We start from the raw sequence: 16,607 nt of genomic DNA on the forward strand, positions 1-16,607 counted from the left end.
GCGCGTCTGTGCCGGTGCGGCCCGCGCCCGGCAGGCCGCCAACGGCGGTGCCGGCGGCGGTTGTCGGGCGGTTCCGCTACCCATCATCCCCGAACGGGGAAGGTGGTTGCGAATTCGACCGGTCAGGGGTTGAGCCGGAATCCGGCGACGGCGTTGTCGAACACCGGCAGCCACTGCTCCCACTGTTCCAGCGGGGCCGACAGGTAGATGGCGTACTCGGTGCCGCCGGGCCGGCCGAAGCCGAGGTCGATGGCCCGCCAGCTGCGGACCTTGCCCTTGAAGGTGAACCTCCACAGCGCGGCCTTCTCGCCGAAGGCCGTCGTCCGGTCCATCCGCTCGCGGTGGTAACTGGGACCGACCTGTTGCTCGGTCTGCGGCTCCAGTTCCTCGAAGTGTTCGAGCGGGTCGGTGCTGGCGAAGTCCAGCGCGTCGACCTGAAGATCCACCAGTCCGCTGGGATCGACCCAGTCGACCATGTCGCCGCCCTGGGACACCTTCCGGTTCCAGCCCTTGGGCACCGGCACCGCGTACTTCTCCTTGGCCCGCTCGTCCAGCACGTAGCCGTCGGGGAGCGGCGGCGGGGAGGACGGCGCGGTGCTCGGGGTGGTGGGTGAGGGGTCGGCCGTGGCGCTGGGCGGCGGGGTGGTCCCGGTCGGACCGCCGGTGGGCCCGCCGTCGGAGGCGGAGTCGTCGTGGCTGCCGAGGTCGTGGGCGGCGAACAGCGCGCCGGCGGCGAGCACGGCCAGGCCCACCACGGCGGCGATCCAGGGCCCCACCCGGCGCCGGCGTCCACCGGCGTCACGGTGCGGCGCGGCGTGCGTACCGGCCGGCACGGGGTGCGAGCCGCCCGGTGCGCCGGGCCCGCCGTCCGGCGAGACCTGGCCGTATCCGGCGGCCTCACCCGGGCCGCCTGCGCCCTGGCCGGGCTCGGCCGGCGTGCCGCCGTAGGGCGGGACCCGGGTGGTGGTGGTCCGGCCGGGCGGTGACTCGAAGCGGCTGCGGTCCACCGCCGCGGTGTCCAGCTCCGAGGCCGGCAGCCGCAGCATCCGCTCGGCGTCCTCGGCGGACAGCCGCTCCGCCGGTTCCTTGGCGAGCAGCCCGCCGATCACGTCGGCGATCGCCCCGGCGTGGGCGGGCGGCCGGACGGGCTCCTCGGCGATCGCGTACGCGGTCTCGATCGCGGTGGGGCGGCGGAAGGGCGAGGCGCCCTCGACCGCCTGGTACAGGGTCGCGCCCAGCGCCCACAGGTCCGACTCGGGCCCGGGCAGGGCGCCCCGTATCCGCTCCGGACTCAGGAAGTCGATGGAGCCGATGAGTTCGCCGGTGCGGGTCAGCGTCGAGGTGCCGGACGCCTGCGCGATACCGAAGTCGGTGAGGACGATCCGGGAGTCCTCGCCGAGCAGCACGTTGCCGGGCTTGACGTCCCGGTGCAGCACCCCGGCGCGGTGCGCGGCGCGCAGCGCGGCGACCATGCCGCGGCCGACCCGGGCGGCCTCGGCCGGGTCCAAGGGGCCCTGCTGCTTGAGGCGTTCGCCGAGGGTGACCGAGGGGACGTACTCCATCACGATGGAGGGCAGCCCGGCGTCGTCGACCACGTCGTGCACCACCACCACGTTGGGGTGGCTGATCCGCGCGGCGGCCCGGGCCTCGCGCCGGGTGCGCTCGAAGAGGGTGGCGAGTTCCTCGTCGTCCATGTGCGGCTGCGGTGGGTGCAACTTCTTCACGGCGACCTGGCGGCCGAGGAGTTCGTCCTCGGCCAGCCACACCGTGCCCATCCCACCCCGGCCGACGCGTTCGAGCAGCCGGTAGCGGCCTGCGACGAGCCGCCCTTCGTCGCTGTGTCCCGCCCCGTCCATTTCGTGCCCTTCCGATCCCCCGCCGGCGCGTCAGGTGTCGCCCCAAGGCGACGGCGCCTAGAGGGGAACGATATCCGGAGCGCCCAACCGGGCTGCGTCCGCGGTCTGGTCATCGGGCTGGAGCTGCGATTCGCGCTCGGCCTCCACCCGCTTCTCGTAGTACTCGACCTCCTTGTCGATCTGCCCCTGGTCCCAGCCCAGGACCGGTGCGATCAGTTCCGCGGCCAGCCGCGCGGAGCGGGAGCCGCGGTCGAAGGTCTCGATGGAGATGCGCGTCCTGCGGGTCAGCACGTCCTCCAGGTGACGCGCCCCCTCGCTCTTCGCCGCGTAGACGATCTCGGCGCGCAGGTAGTCGTCGGCGGCCGGCAGCGGCTCGCCGAGCGAGGGGTCCTCGGCGATCAGCGCCAGTACCTCCTCGGCGAGGGTGCCGTACCGGTTGAGCAGGTGCTCGATCCGTGCGACGTGCACGCCGGTACGGGCCGAGGTGGCGGCCCGGCCGTTCCACAGCGCCTGGTAGCCCTCGGCGCCCAGCAGCGGCACGTCCTCGGTGCAGCACGGGGCGACCTTGCGGTCCAGGCCGTGCACGGCCTCGTCGACGGCGTCCTTGGCCATCACCCGGTAGGTGGTGTACTTGCCGCCGGCGACCACCACGAGGCCCGGCAGCGGGTGGGCCACGGTGTGCTCGCGGGACAGCTTGCTGGTCGCGTCGGACTCGCCGGCCAGCAGCGGCCGCAGCCCCGCGTACACACCTTGGACGTCGTCCCTGGTCAGCGGGGTGGTCAGCACCGAGTTCACATGTTCGAGGACGTAGTCGATGTCGGCGCTGGACGCGGCCGGGTGCGACTTGTCGAGGTCCCAGTCGGTGTCGGTGGTGCCGACGATCCAGTGCCGGCCCCAGGGGATGACGAACAGCACGCTCTTCTCGGTGCGCAGGATCAGCCCGGTGGTGGAGTGGATGCGGTCCTTCGGCACGACCAGGTGGATGCCCTTGGAGGCGCGGACGTGGAACTGGCCGCGCTCGCCGATCAGGGACTGCGTGTCGTCGGTGAACACGCCGGTGGAGTTGACCACTTGGCGGGCCCTGATCTCGTACTCGCCGCCCGCCTCCAGGTCCTCCACCGTGGCGCCGACCACCCGCTCGCCCTCGCGCAGGAAGCCGGTGACGCGGGCCTGGTTGGCCACCACGGCGCCGTAGGAGGCCGCGGTGCGCACCAGCGTCATCACCAGCCGGGCGTCGTCGACCTGGGCGTCGTAGTACTGCAGGGCGCCGACCAGGGCGTCCTTGCGCAGCGCGGGGGCGACCCGCAGCGCGTGCTTGCGGCTGAGGTGGCGGTGCAGGGGCAGGCCGCGGCCGTGCCCGGAGGAGAACGACATCGCGTCGTAGAGCGCCACGCCGGAGCCCACGTAGAGCCGCTCCCAGCCCTTGTGCTCCAGCGGGTAGAGGAACGGCACCGGCTTGACCAGGTGCGGCGCCAGCCGGTCCAGCAGCAGGCCGCGCTCCTTCAACGCCTCCCTGACCAGGGCGAAGTCCAGCATCTCCAGATAGCGCAGGCCGCCGTGGATGAGTTTGCTCGACCGGCTCGACGTGCCGGAGGCCCAGTCGCGGGCCTCGACCAGACCGACGGTCAGGCCGCGGGTGGCGGCGTCCAGCGCGGTGCCCGCGCCGACCACGCCGCCGCCCACGACCAGGATGTCCAGTTCGTGCTCGGCCATTCGGGCGAGGGCCTGGGCCCTTTCTTCCGGGCCGAGTGATGTCGTACGCATCCGTGCCTCCGTAACCGCGTCGATACGGTGCTGATCGGTGGAGCTCGGTGTCGCCTGGGCGGCGGTCGCTCGGTCGTCGTTCCGGGGTGCGGTGACGCCCCCTCCCTCGCGCTCCTCCCTCTCGATAGTGACCGCACCGGCGCCGACCGGCCAGTGCTGCCCGGCGCGCCGAGTGGTCATATCAGTCAATTGTCTGGTTAGCCTGTTTTAAAGCCATCTGTGAGCCCATTCGTGCGACTCACCGAGGTCGGCTCCAGGGAGAGGACCCGCCACCATGCCCGCAGACCTCGCCGTACTCGGACTGGGCCACGCCGGTCTCCCCCTCGCGCAGGCGGCCACCGCCGCCGGCATCGGCACCATCGGATACGACCCCGATCCGGCCGCCGCGGCGGACATCAACGCCGGCCGGGTGCCGCCGGGCACCCTGGCCGCGGCGGAACTGCGCCGGATGCTGGCCGGCGGCTTCCGCGCGACCAGTGACCCGGCGGTGCTCGGCCGGGTCAGGACCGCTGTGATCTGCGCGCCTACCCCGCTCGGCGAGGACCACGCGCTCGACCTGACGGCGGTCGGCACCGCCGCCCGCGCGCTCGCCCGGCACCTGCGCCCGCACACCACCGTCGTCCTGGAGTCGGCGGTGCACCCGGGGACCACCGAGGAGTACCTGCGGCCGCTGATCGAGGCCGGCGGGCTGCGGGCCGGCCGCGACTTCCACCTCGCCTACTCCCCCGGCCGGCTCGACCCCGGCAACCGCGACTTCGGCCCGGCCCAGATCCCCAAGGTGGTCGGCGGCCTCACCCCCGCCTGCACCGAGGCCGCCGCCGCCTTCTACGGCCGGTTCAGCGAGCGGGTGGTCCGGGCCCGCGGCCCGCGCGAGGCCGAGGCGGTCAAGCTGCTGGAGACCAACTACCGGCACGTCAACATCGCCTTCGCCAACGAGATGGCGGTCTACTGCCACGACCTCGGCGTGGACCTGTGGGACGTGATCCGCTGCGCGGAGACCAAGCCGTTCGGCTTCCAGGCGTTCCGCCCCGGTCCCGGCGTCGGCGGCCACGCGGTGCCCCTCGACCCCAACGCCGCCCCGCACTTCCCCACCCGCACCGGCAGCGGCCGCCCGCGCACCCCGGGCCACCCGCTGCGCATGGTCGAACTCGCCCAGGAGGTCAACGGCCGGATGCCGCGCTACGTGGTGCAGCGTGCCGCGGCCCTGCTCAACGAGCACGGCAAGTCGCTGCGCGGCGCCCGGGTGCTGCTGCTGGGGGTCACCTACAAGGCGGACGTCGCCGACCAGGAGGGGGCGCCGGCCCGGGAGATCGGCACCCGGCTGATGGAGCTGGGCGCCCAACTCGGCTACCACGACCCGTACGTGCCGCAATGGCGCGTTCTCGACCATCCGGTGCCGCGCGCGGACTCGCTCTGGGAGGCGGCGGCCGACGCCGACCTGACGCTGCTTCTGCAGCACCACCGCACGTACGACCTCCAGGGCCTGGCGGTCAAGGCCCAACTCCTGCTGGACACCCGGGGTGCGACCCCCGCGGGAGCAGCGGCACGGCTCTGAGGGGGACCAACGGGCCCGGTGGGGCAGGGGTTGTGTGCGCGTGTCGTGGTCCTGTAACGAGCAGATGAAGCATCTTGTCCGATTGTCGTTCCCCCCTGCTAGATTTCGGCGTCACCTCTTCGCACGGACGCAACCTTGTGCGATACCCATTTCCGTCCCCGGGGGAACTTCATGAGCGCCAACTTCCCACCACCCCAACAGCCTTCCGGCCAGAACCCGTTCGCCCAGCAGCCGGCTGGAACCCCGTACGGCTACGGCCAGCCGCAGAACCCCTACGGCGCTCCCCAGGCCGCACCGGCCTTCAACCCGAACGCCTACCCGCCGCCGGCGGCCGCCCAGTACCGCGACAACGTGGGCCTGGGCATCGTGGCCGGCGTGGTCGTCGCCATCGTCGCGGCCCTCGCCTACGGCGGCCTGCTGCGCGCCATGGCCAAGAGCGACGGCACCACCACCGAGTTCCGCTACGCCGCGCTCGCGGTCGGCGCGCTGATCGGTGTCGTGATGGGCAAGGTCGGCGGGCGCAACATCGCGCTGCCCTGCGTGGCGATCGTGCTCGCCCTGCTCTCGGTGATGTTCGGCGAGATCTTCGGCGGCGCGCTGATCATCAGTCACTTCGTGAGCCAGCAGGGCGGGGACCTCTCCGTCAGCCAGCTGATGTTCCACCACTTCGGCACGCTGTTCAAGGCGTGGAAGTCGGACTTCGGCGCGATGCGGGTCTTCTTCCTGGTGTTCGCGGGGATCGCCGCGTTCGGCCTGGCGAAGCGCCTCGGCGAGAGCTGAGCCGCGCACCCGAGCACACGACGAAGGGGCCCGTACCGCAGTTCCCTGCGGTACGGGCCCCTTCGCGCGGGCTGCGGGCTCTCCGCTCAGCGGTGGTGGGTCGGCGAGACCGTGACCTCGACGCGCTGGAACTCCTTCAGGTCCGAGTAGCCGGTGGTGGCCATCGAGCGGCGCAGGGCGCCGAAGAAGTTCATCGAGCCGTCGGGGGCGTGCGACGGGCCCAGCAGGATGTCCTGGGTGGTCCCGGCGGTGCCGAGGTTCATCCGCTTGCCGCGCGGCAGTTCGGTGTTGACCGCCTCCATGCCCCAGTGGAAGCCGCGGCCCGGCGCGTCGGTGGCGCGTGCCAGCGGCGAGCCCATCATCACCGCGTCCGCGCCGCACGCGATCGCCTTCGGCAGGTCGCCGCTGGCGCCGAAGCCGCCGTCCGCGATGACGTGCACGTACCGGCCGCCGGACTCGTCCATGTAGTCACGCCGGGCCGCCGACACGTCCGCGACGGCGGTCGCCATCGGCACCTGGATGCCCAGCACGTTCCGCGTGGTGTGCGCGGCGCCGCCGCCGAAGCCCACCAGCACGCCGGCGGCGCCGGTCCGCATCAGGTGCAGGGCCGCGGTGTACGTGGCGCAGCCGCCGACGATCACCGGCACGTCGAGTTCGTAGATGAACTGCTTCAGGTTCAGCGGCTCGTGCGACCCGCTGACGTGCTCGGCCGACACCGTGGTGCCGCGGATCACGAACAGGTCGACGCCCGCGTCCACCACGGCCTTGGAGAACTGCGCGGTGCGCTGCGGCGACAGCGCCGCCGCGGTGGTCACCCCGGCGTCGCGCACCTCCTTGATCCGCTGGCCGATCAGCTCCTCGCGGATCGGCGCGGCGTAGATCTCCTGCAGCCGGGCGGTGGCCCGCGAGTCGTCGACCTCGGCGATCTCCGCGAGCAGCGGCTCAGGGTCGTCGTACCGCGTCCACAGGCCCTCCAGGTTCAGCACCCCGAGGCCACCCAGGTTGCCGATCCTGATCGCCGTCTCCGGGGACACCACGGAGTCCATCGGCGCGGCCAGGAACGGCAGCTCGAACCGGTAGGCGTCGATCTGCCACGCGATCGAGACCTCCTTGGGATCGCGGGTCCGCCGGCTGGGCACCACGGCGATGTCGTCGAACGCATACGCCCTGCGGCCCCGCTTGCCCCGCCCGATCTCGATCTCAGTCACGTCTACGCCTCTCTGTCCGTCCTGCGCACACCAGTATGGCGGGTCCGTCCGGGGTGCCCCGTCACGTATGGACCCGGACCTTGCGGTCCGCCGTGGCTTGTCGCGCAGTTCCCCGCGCCCCTGGTTCGTGCCGCTCCTTCCGCGAAAAGAGGGTCACCAACCGAGACCAACCACGGCGGACCGCAAGGTCCGGGCACATCCGCAACCAGGCGACCCGGGCGGACCCGCGCGGCTCTAGCCGTGGTAGTTCGGGGCCTCGACCGTCATCTGGATGTCGTGCGGGTGGGACTCCTTGAGCCCAGCGGCAGTGATCCGCACGAACCGCCCCTTGGACTCCATCTCGGAGATGGTCCCCGCGCCCACGTACCCCATGGTCTGGCGCAGACCGCCGACGAGCTGGTGCAGGACCGCGGACAGCGGGCCGCGGTAGGCGACCTGACCCTCGACGCCCTCGGGAACGAGCTTGTCGTCGGAGGAGACCTCGGCCTGGAAGTAGCGGTCCTTGGAGTAGGAACGCCCCTGCCCCCGGGACTGCATCGCGCCGAGCGAACCCATCCCGCGGTAGGACTTGAACTGCTTGCCGTTGATGAAGAGCAGCTCGCCCGGGGACTCCTCGCACCCGGCCAGCAGGCTGCCGAGCATGACGCTGCTCGCACCCGCGGCCAGCGCCTTGCCGATGTCGCCGCTGTACTGGAGGCCGCCGTCGCCGATCACCGGGACCCCGGCGTCGATGCAGACCTGCGCGGCCTCGTAGATCGCCGTGACCTGGGGGACGCCGATGCCGGCGACCACCCTGGTGGTGCAGATGGAGCCGGGGCCGACCCCGACCTTGACGCCGTCGACGCCCGCGTCCAGCAGCGCCTTCGCACCGTCGCGGGTGGCGATGTTGCCACCGACCACGTCGACCTGGACGCTGGACTTGATCTTCGCCATCCAGTCCAGCGCGTTGCTGTTGTGCCCGTGGGAGGTGTCGACCACCAGGAAGTCGACGCCGGCGCCGGCCAGCGCCTGGGCCCGGTCGAGTGCCTCGGGGCTGGCGCCGACGGCCGCGCCGACCAGCAGCCGGCCCTCGGCGTCCTTCGCCGCGTTCGGGTACTGCTCGGCCTTGACGAAGTCCTTGACGGTGATCAGGCCCTGGAGCCGGCCCTCGTCGTCGACCAGCGGCAGCTTCTCGATCTTGTGCCGGCGCAGCAGCGCCATCGCGTCGGAGCCGGAGATGCCGACCTTGCCGGTGACCAGCGGCATCGGGGTCATGACCTCGCGGACCTGGCGGCCCCGGTCGGACTCGAAGGCCATGTCGCGGTTGGTGACGATACCGAGCAGGCGCCCGGCCTCGTCGGTGACCGGCACGCCGCTGATCCGGAACCGGGCGCACAGCGCGTCGGCCTCGCCGAGGGTCGCGTCGGGCCGGACCGTGATCGGGTCGGTGACCATGCCGGACTCGGAGCGCTTCACCAGGTCGACCTGGCTGACCTGGTCCTCGACCGAGAGGTTGCGGTGCAGCACGCCGACGCCGCCCTGGCGGGCCATCGCGATCGCCATCCGCGCCTCGGTGACCTTGTCCATGGCCGCGGAGAGCAGGGGGATGTTCACCCGGACGTTCCGCGAGATGAGGGACGAGGTGTCCACTTGGTGCGGCAGCACGGAGGACGCCCCCGGGAGCAGCAGCACATCGTCGTAGGTGAGCCCGAGCGTGGCGAACTTCTCGGCTACTCCGTCGGCGTTCAGCGACATGACACCTTCCCGAATGGTCTTGCCCGGCGAGTTTTTCAATGGTAGTGGCTTCGCCGCTATTCCCCCGACCGCCCGGAGGCGCCCGGACTGTCGGTTTCGCCACCACGACCCGCCGAGCCGTCGCACCCGCCGGCGGCACCCTCGGTGCCGCGGCGGCTACGCGCTCAGGCCGGGGGCGTTCTGCTCGGCGGAGACCGCGCCGGACTCCTCGGCGATCGCCCGCAGCCGGGTCAGCGCGCGGTGCTGGGCGACCCGGACGGCGCCCGGCGACATGCCCAGCACCTGCCCGGTCTCCTCCGCGCTCAGGCCCACCGCGACCCGCAGCAGGACCAGCTCGCGCAGGTGGTCGGGCAGCCGGGCCAGCAGCGTACGGGCCCACGCGGCATCGCTGTTGAGCAGCGCGCGCTCCTCGGGGCCCAGCGAGTCGTCGGGCTTCTCCGGCATCTCGTCGGAGGGCACCGCGGTGCTGCCGGGGCCGCGCATCGCGGCCCGCTGGAGATCGGCGATCTTGTGGGCGGCGATGGACACCACGAACGCCTCGAACGGGCGCCCCAGGTCGCGGTAGCGGGGCAGCGCGCACAGCACCGCGAGGCAGACCTCCTGGGCGAGGTCGTCCACGAAGTGCCGGGCGTCACCGGGCAGACGGGACAGCCTCGTGCGGCAGTAGCGCTCGGCGAGCGGATGGACGGCGGCGAGCAGATCGTGTGTGGCCCGCTGGTCCCCGTCGACCGCGCGACGAACGAGGGCACCGATCGCCGGGGGGTCGTCGTCACGCATCCACCCATGGTGCCTCGCCGCCGGACGATTCGCCGCATCGCGTCCGTACTTCTGCACCGAAGCGTTATGCGGCCCGCCCGGCTCGGCCCCCGCCGGAGCCGCCGCTGCCGCCGGCACCGCGGCCGGTGAAGTGCCCGACGCCACAACGGGCGCGGCATCCGGCGCGGCATCCGGGACGGCACCGCGGCCCGATCCGGCGCCCGTGCCGCGCGCCGCGGCCGGCGTGCCGGCACGCGTCGCGGGGCGGGCATCCCGCACCGCGTCGCGCCCGCCCTCCGCACCGGGCGCGGACGCGGACAACCGGGTCCGCGTGCCCACCGTCGTCATCTCGGCCATACCCGGCCCCCACCGATCCCCGAGGAAGTCCATACGTCAAGCATGCGTCCTCCCCCGGGAAACCGAGGACCCGTCGGCCACTTCGGGCCGCTCCCGCGGGAGTTCCGCGGGAGTCCGCCCTGGTCGGCCGGGGGTCGGGGCGCGCGGGTGGAACCAGCGGCGTGCACCGGGGAACGGTCCTAGCGGACCAGGCCCCAGCGGAAGCCGAGCGCGACCGCGTGCGCCCGGTCCGAGGCGCCGAGCTTCTTGAACAGCCGTCTGGCGTGCGTCTTGACGGTGTCCTCGGACAGGAACAGCTCGCGCCCGATCTCCGCGTTGGAGCGGCCGTGACTCATCCCCTCCAGCACCTGGATCTCGCGGGCGGTCAGGGTGGGCGCGGCGCCCATCTCGGCCGAGCGCAGCCGGCGCGGGGCGAGCCGCCAGGTCGGGTCGGCGAGCGCCTGGGTGACGGTGGCCCGCAGTTCGGCGCGCGAGGCGTCCTTGTGCAGGTACCCGCGGGCGCCGGCGGCGACGGCGAGTGCCACCCCGTCCAGGTCCTCGGCGACGGTGAGCATGATGATGCGGGCGCCGGGGTCGGCGGACAGCAGCCGCCGGACCGTCTCCACACCGCCGAGGCCGGGCATGCGGACATCCATCAGGATCAGGTCCGAGCGGTCGGCACCCCAGCGGCGGAGGACCTCCTCGCCGTTGGCCGCGGTGGTCACGCGCTCGACGCCGGGCACGGTCGCCACCGCACGGCGCAGGGCCTCTCGGGCGAGCGGGGAGTCGTCGCAGACGAGGACGGAAGTCATGACCGCCCCCCGGAGCTGAACCGCGTCACTTGTGCCTCCAGGCTGTACGAAGTACGAATCTTCACCGTTGGGGCTGACGGGCCGGGCATGTGCCCGCATCACGTGATCCCGCCAACCGCTTCCGCCACACTCAACGACCCTCACTCGAAAGAGTTACGACGTCGGATCGCAGACCTGCATACTCTACGTGATCGCACCGGTACGTACCGGTCAAGTCGCAGGTCAGACGGGCGAGCCGACCGCGAATTCCGAGGCCGCGCGGAGCCGGGTTGAGCCATTCGGGGGGTGGCGCGCCACATCCGCAGCACACCGACCCCCTTCGCGAACAGTGCCGAACGGGTCTTATGCCGGAGTTTGCACTGTTTGGCCGCTCTTTTCTGATGATGGGGGTATTCGTCGCTAGATTGGCGATGAGTCATATTTACATCTACTACGACAGTAGATGTACGGTCGGAACGTACGGTCGCGCGAGGCCGACCTCCCAGCCGTCACCCACGTTTCGAGGGGATGAGCAATGGCAGACTTCTCCCGCCTTCCCGGCCCCAACGCGGATCTATGGGACTGGCAGCTCGTGGCCGCCTGCCGCGGCGTCGACAGCTCGCTGTTCTTCCACCCCGAAGGCGAGCGCGGTGCGGCCCGGAGCGCGCGCGAGGCCGCCGCCAAGGAGGTGTGCATGCGCTGCCCGGTCCGCGCGGAGTGCGCCACCCACGCGCTGGCCGTGCGCGAACCCTACGGAGTGTGGGGCGGTCTGACCGAGGACGAGCGCGAGGCCATGATGGGCCGCTCCCGCCACCGGGGCACCGACCGGGACGACGACGACCGCGAACGCGAGCGGGACCGGCAGCGCAAACGGTACGAGCGCTATGCCGAGGCGGACTTGGACGACATCGACGCGGTGGACGCCGCGGGTGACGACGAGGACGACGACGCCGAGGTCCGCGGCCTGCACGACCACCGCGACGACTACGACCCGTACGACGACGAGGCCGAGGTCGAACTGGGGGTCGAGATGGAGGGCGACCGCGACTCGGAGCCGGCCCGGCTCTACTGACCGCCGCGCGGAGCGCGGCCACCGCAGAATCGATTCTTCACAGCCGGACCCTCAGTCACGGGGGGTACGCGCACGCAGGCCCGCTCGGGTGAGCCGGGCGAGCATCATGTCCACCGCCGGTACGTGGGCGAGGTCGGGGAGGGTGAGCGCCACGACCTCGCGCTCCACCGAGGGCGCCATCTCCAGGACGGCCACGCCGTCGGTGCGCACGGCCGCCAGCGCGAGTTCGGGCAGCACCGCGACGCCCAGGCCGGCGGCGACCAGGCCCACCACGGCCGGATAGTCGTCGGTCGCGAAGTCGATCCGCGGGGTGAAACCCGCCCGCTCGCACACCTCGACGAGATGCCGCCGGCAGCGCGGGCAGCCGGCAATCCACTGCTCGGCCGCCAGCGCGTCGTACGGCACGGAAGGCACGGAAGCGCGCCCGCCCTCCGAGCCCTCACCCTTCGAGCCCGCACCCTCGGAGCCGGCGCCGCCCGAGCCCGCGGCCAGCGGGTGGTCCGCGGGGACGAGGCCGACCAGCCGGTCGGTGAGCAGGGGCCGGACCACCAGGTCCGACCAGGACTCCTCCGCGGGCGTCGGCAGATCCACGTAGCGGAACGCGAGGGTGATGTCGCAGTCGCCCGCGCGCAGCATCTCCACCGACCGGGGCGGTTCCGCCTCGACCAGTGAGACGCGGGTGTCCGGATGGTGGGCGCGCAGATCCGCCACCGCGCTCGGCACGAGGGTCGAGCTGCCGGACGGGAAGGAGGCGAGCCGGACCCGCCCGGCGCGCAGCCCGGCGATCGCGGCGACCTCCTCCTCGGCGGCCGTGAGCCCCGAGAGGATGCCCGCCGCGTGCCGCACCAGCACCTCGCCGGCCTCGGTGAGCCGCATCTCGCGGGCGCCGCGGACCAGCAGCGGGGTGCCCGCCGAGCCCTCCAGCGCCTTCATCTGCTGGCTCACCGCCGGCTGGGTGCAGCCCAGTTCGCGGGCCGCGGCGGAGAACGAACCGGTACGGGCCACCGCCCGGAGCACCCGCAGGTGTCGTGCCTCGATCATCCGACAACCATAAGCAGAACTTGGGCTCAACCGACAGACATCGTTGATGGACTTTGAGGCGGCCGGCCGTCAGGCTCGGGAGGCATGGACGCCAACGCCTCCCGTTTCCAGGAACTCGTCAGCGCCGAGTACGCCGGTGTCGCACCGGGGTACCTCAACACGGCCACGCACGGGCTGCCCCCGGCGCGTACCGCCGCCGCCCTGCGGTCCGCCCTCGACGCATGGGCCGCCGGCCGGCCCGACGTCGACGGCTACGAGGCGGCCGTGACCGCCGCCCGGGCCGCCTACGCCGGGCTGGTCGGCGTCGCGGTCGACCGGGTGGCACTGGCCAGTACGGTCGCCGGTGCGGTCGGCCTGGTCGCCTCGGCCCTGCCGCCCGGCTCCGAAGTCGTCGCGTACGAAGGGGACTTCAGTTCGCTGGTGCATCCCTTCGCGGCCCGGGGTGACCTGCGGCTGCGGCTGGTGCCGCTGGAGGGTGTCGCCGAAGCGGTACGGCCCTCCACCGCGCTGGTCGCGGTCAGCGGCGCGCAGTCCGCCGACGGGCGGGTGGCGGACCTCGCGGCGATCCGCTCCGCCGCGGCGGCGGCCGGGGCCCGGGTGCTCATCGACGGCACCCAGTCCGTGGGCTGGCTGCCGATCCGCGCCGGCGACTACGACTACGTGGTGGCCCACGGCTACAAGTGGCTGGTGAGCCCGCACGGCGCGTGCTTCCTCACGGTGCGGGAGGGGGCCGAGGGCAGCCTGTCGCCCGCCTTCGCCGGGTGGTACTCCGCGCTGGACCCGTGGGGGTCCTGCTACGGGCCGGTCGAACACCTCGCGCCCGGCGCCCGGGCGTTCGACGCCCGGCCGGCGTACCTGTCCTTCGTCGGCGCCGCCGCCTCACTCTCGCTGCTCACCGAACTGGGGGTGGCGGCCGTCCACGCCCACGACGTCGCGCTGGCCGGGCGGCTGCGGGCCGGGTTCGAGGCCCTCGGCCACCCCGCCGTCCCCGGGGACTCCGCGATCGTCTCCGTGGCCCGGCCGCCCTCCTCCTTCGCCGACCGCCTCTCCGCCGCCGGGGTGCGCTTCTCGACGCCGCTCGGCACGCTCCGGTTCGCGGTCCACCTCCACAACACCGCCGCCGACGTCGACCGGGTCCTGAACGCCCTCGCGTAGCGCGGCGACAGGATTCCCGCAGTTCCCGCAGGCCAAAAACCAGGCGGCCCGCGGCGGGCGTGCGCCGTAGGGTGCGCGGATGGACATCGGGCAGGTACGGGAGACGTTCGACACGCAGATGCGGCGCGGCGCCGGGGAGCTCACCCCGGAGGGCGTGGTGCGGCTGGTGGAGGGCGAGCCGCCGGGGTGGGCCGCCGTGGTCTGGTCGGGGTTCACCCAGGACGAGGGCGAGCGGGCGGATCGGGCGATCGCCGCACAGCGGGACTGGCTGGCCTCGCCCGAGGGCAAGGGCAGGGAGTTCGAGTGGAAGCTGTACTCCTACGACGGCCCGGCCGACCTGGGCGAGCGGCTCGTGGCCGCCGGCTTCACCGCCGAACCGCCCGAGACGCTGATGGTCGCGGAGGTGGCCGCGCTGCCGAAGGAGCCCCGGCTGCCGGAGGGGGTCCGGCTGGAGACGGTGACGGACGCGGCGGGTGTCGAGCGGGTCGCGTCCGTGCACGAGCAGGCGTTCGGCAGGAGCGCCGACCGGCTCAGGAAGGGGCTGCTGGCGCACCTGGGCGACCCGGGGATGCGGATCACCGTCGCGATGGCGGGCGATCGCCCGGTGTGCGGCGCCCGGATGGAGTTCCACCCGGGCACGGAGTTCGCGAGCCTGTGGGGCGGCGGCACCCTGGAGGAGTGGCGGGGCCGCGGCATCTACCGGGCGCTGGTGGCGCACCGCGCCGGAGTAGCGGCCGCCCGCGGCTGCCGCTACCTCCAGGTGGACGCCTCGGACCAGAGCCGGCCGATCCTGGAACGGCTCGGCTTCGCGGCACTGGCCGTCACCACCCCATACGTGCTCCCATCGGAGCGTTGACAGGTGGAGAGCGGCCGGCAGGAAGCGGGCGAGCGATGGACATGAGGGTACTGACCGTCAACGTGGGGCGGCCGCGGCCGAATCCGTGGAAGCGGCTGCCGGCGACCGGCATCGACAAGCAGCCGGTCGAGGGTCCGGTGGCCGTGGCGGCGCCGGGCCCGAAGGGAACCGGCGCGGTCGGGCTGGCCGGTGACCGGGTCTACGACCTGAAGCACCACGGCGGGGACGACCAGGCCGTGTACGCCTACGCCCGCGAGGATCTGGACCGCTGGCAGGAGGAGTTGGGACGCGACCTGCCCAACGGCTGCTTCGGGGAGAACCTCACCACGGCCGGCATCGACGTCAACGCGGCACTGATCGGCGAGCGCTGGCGGATCGGCTCGGCGCTGCTGGAGGTGTCGTGCCCGCGCATCCCGTGCGCGACCTTCGCCGGCTGGCTGGACGAGGGCGGGTGGATGCGGCGGTTCACGCAGGCCGCGCTGCCCGGGCCGTACCTGCGGGTGGTCGAGACCGGCGAGGTGAGCGCGGGCGACGCGGTGGAGGTGGTGATCCGGCCGGAGCACGGCATGACGGTCGCGAGGGCGTTCCGGGCGGTGACGACGGAGCCGGAACTGCTCCCCCAACTGGTCGACGTGGCCGCCTTCCCGGCCGAGGACCGCGCGGCGATCCGGCGCCGGCTGGCCCGCTGAGGGCACACCGGGAGGAGCGCGGCGCGTACCGGCGGCAGCAGGCGCGGCCGGCGCCGCAGGACACGGAGCGGCATCCACGGGCATCACGGGCAACGCGGCAGCACCAGGCGCGCCGCCCTCCTAGGGTGGCGGCATGACGACTTCTCTGGTGACCGGGGCGACCGCCGGGCTCGGCGCCGCCTTCGCCCGCCGGCTGGCCGCCGATGCCCACGACCTGGTGCTGGTCTCCCGCGACGCCGACCGGCTCGACCGGCTCGCGGCGGCCCTGCGCGCCGCGCACGGCGTGGAGGTGGAGGTACTCGCCGCCGACCTCGCCACCGACGCCGGCATCTCGGCGGTCGAGGCGCGGCTGCACGACCCCGCCCGCCCGGTGGACGTCCTGGTCAACAACGCGGGTTTCGGTAACCGCGGCACCTTCCTCGACGTGCCCGTGGCGGACGAGGTGCGGATGATCAAGGTGCACTGCGAGGCGGTGCTGCGGCTGACCGCCGCGGCGGTGGACGGGATGCGGGAGCGGCGGCGCGGCTTCGTGGTGAACGTCGCCTCGGTCGCCGCCTACATGCCGCGCGGCACCTACGGGGCGAGCAAGGCGTGGGTGGTGCGGTTCACCGAGGGGCTGGTGCACGAGCTGCGCGGCTCGGGGATCCGCTTCCTCGCCCTGTGCCCGGGCTTCGTGCGCACCGAGTTCCACGCGCGGGCGGGCATGGACGCCTCCCGGCTGCCGTCGTGGGCCTGGCTCGACGCGGACGCGGTCGTCGCCGCCGCGCTGCGCGACCTCGCCCGCGGGCGCACCGTCAGCGTCCCTTCGGCCCGCTACAAGGTGGCCGTCGCGCTGGCCCGGCACGTCCCGCCGGCCGTCTTCGGCGCTGCCTCCACCCGGACCGGGCGGCGCTACGACCCCAAACGGTGAGGCCCCGGCGGGGAGTTGCGCCCCCCGCCGGGGGCGGGCCCGCCCGGGAGCCCCTGCCCCCGAAACGACCGGGGCCCGCCACTCCGCGGGACGGAGTGGCGGGC

General features: G+C 73.3%; 13 protein-coding genes and 1 pseudogene. 7 read left to right on the forward strand and 7 right to left on the reverse strand.

Going from position 1 to position 16,607, the window contains the following annotated elements:
* Positions 1–122: 122 nt before the first annotated feature.
* Positions 123–1,856, reverse strand: coding sequence for a serine/threonine-protein kinase (locus C4U44_RS18015; RefSeq protein ID WP_103886860.1), 1,734 nt, complete (start codon positions 1,854–1,856; stop codon positions 123–125).
* 57 nt (positions 1,857–1,913) lie between these two features.
* Positions 1,914–3,620 carry a glycerol-3-phosphate dehydrogenase/oxidase gene (locus C4U44_RS18020; RefSeq protein ID WP_103886861.1) on the reverse strand — a complete coding sequence of 569 codons (1,707 nt, stop codon included), beginning with the start codon at positions 3,618–3,620 and terminating at the stop codon, positions 1,914–1,916.
* Between the two features lie 274 nt (positions 3,621–3,894).
* Between C4U44_RS18020 and C4U44_RS18025 the strand changes: the two genes are divergently transcribed.
* Positions 3,895–5,175, forward strand: a complete 1,281-nt coding sequence (locus C4U44_RS18025) for a nucleotide sugar dehydrogenase (RefSeq protein WP_103886862.1) — start codon at positions 3,895–3,897, stop codon at positions 5,173–5,175.
* A gap of 171 nt (positions 5,176–5,346) precedes the next feature.
* Complete coding sequence (locus tag C4U44_RS18030) at positions 5,347–5,955, forward strand: hypothetical protein (RefSeq protein WP_103886863.1); 609 nt, start codon at positions 5,347–5,349, stop codon at positions 5,953–5,955.
* 86 nt (positions 5,956–6,041) lie between these two features.
* Here the strand turns inward: C4U44_RS18030 and C4U44_RS18035 are convergent, their stop codons facing one another.
* The 4 genes from C4U44_RS18035 to C4U44_RS18050 all read right to left on the reverse strand — a co-directional run bounded on the left by C4U44_RS18035 (position 6,042) and on the right by C4U44_RS18050 (position 10,801).
* The gene (locus C4U44_RS18035; protein ID WP_103886864.1) at positions 6,042–7,163 is read right to left on the reverse strand and encodes a GuaB3 family IMP dehydrogenase-related protein; all 1,122 of its coding nucleotides are present in this window, start codon (positions 7,161–7,163) and stop codon (positions 6,042–6,044) included.
* A gap of 234 nt (positions 7,164–7,397) precedes the next feature.
* Positions 7,398–8,897, reverse strand: a complete 1,500-nt coding sequence (gene guaB / locus C4U44_RS18040) for an IMP dehydrogenase (protein ID WP_103886865.1) — start codon at positions 8,895–8,897, stop codon at positions 7,398–7,400.
* Positions 8,898–9,053: 156 nt separating this feature from the next.
* On the reverse strand, positions 9,054–9,674 hold the full coding sequence (gene shbA, locus C4U44_RS18045) for an RNA polymerase sigma factor ShbA (RefSeq protein ID WP_235032168.1): 621 nt from the start codon (positions 9,672–9,674) through the stop codon (positions 9,054–9,056).
* 515 nt (positions 9,675–10,189) lie between these two features.
* Positions 10,190–10,801: a response regulator transcription factor gene (locus tag C4U44_RS18050; RefSeq protein ID WP_003948568.1), complete on the reverse strand. Its 612-nt coding sequence runs from the start codon at positions 10,799–10,801 to the stop codon at positions 10,190–10,192.
* Between the two features lie 514 nt (positions 10,802–11,315).
* Here C4U44_RS18050 and C4U44_RS18055 point away from each other — a divergent pair.
* Positions 11,316–11,597, forward strand: a pseudogene (locus tag C4U44_RS18055) (WhiB family transcriptional regulator); the annotation flags it as partial.
* A 306-nt stretch (positions 11,598–11,903) separates the two neighbouring features.
* Here the strand turns inward: C4U44_RS18055 and C4U44_RS18060 are convergent.
* Positions 11,904–12,893 carry a LysR family transcriptional regulator gene (locus C4U44_RS18060; RefSeq protein ID WP_103886866.1) on the reverse strand — a complete coding sequence of 330 codons (990 nt, stop codon included), beginning with the start codon at positions 12,891–12,893 and terminating at the stop codon, positions 11,904–11,906.
* 84 nt (positions 12,894–12,977) lie between these two features.
* Here C4U44_RS18060 and C4U44_RS18065 point away from each other — a divergent pair, with 84 nt between their 5' ends.
* The 4 genes from C4U44_RS18065 (at position 12,978) to C4U44_RS18080 (ending at position 16,503) form a co-directional block, all read left to right on the forward strand.
* Positions 12,978–14,048, forward strand: coding sequence for an aminotransferase class V-fold PLP-dependent enzyme (locus C4U44_RS18065; RefSeq protein ID WP_103886867.1), 1,071 nt, complete (start codon positions 12,978–12,980; stop codon positions 14,046–14,048).
* Positions 14,049–14,127: 79 nt separating this feature from the next.
* Positions 14,128–14,904, forward strand: a complete 777-nt coding sequence (locus tag C4U44_RS18070) for a GNAT family N-acetyltransferase (RefSeq protein ID WP_103886868.1) — start codon at positions 14,128–14,130, stop codon at positions 14,902–14,904.
* 41 nt (positions 14,905–14,945) lie between these two features.
* Complete coding sequence (locus tag C4U44_RS18075) at positions 14,946–15,593, forward strand: MOSC domain-containing protein (RefSeq protein WP_103887101.1); 648 nt, start codon at positions 14,946–14,948, stop codon at positions 15,591–15,593.
* A 133-nt stretch (positions 15,594–15,726) separates the two neighbouring features.
* The gene (locus tag C4U44_RS18080) at positions 15,727–16,503 is read left to right on the forward strand and encodes an SDR family NAD(P)-dependent oxidoreductase (protein ID WP_103886869.1); all 777 of its coding nucleotides are present in this window, start codon (positions 15,727–15,729) and stop codon (positions 16,501–16,503) included.
* Positions 16,504–16,607 lie beyond the last annotated feature (104 nt).

Origin of the sequence: Actinacidiphila yanglinensis (assembly GCF_900107965.1) — a bacterium.
Classification (GTDB): domain Bacteria; phylum Actinomycetota; class Actinomycetes; order Streptomycetales; family Streptomycetaceae; genus Actinacidiphila; species Actinacidiphila yanglinensis.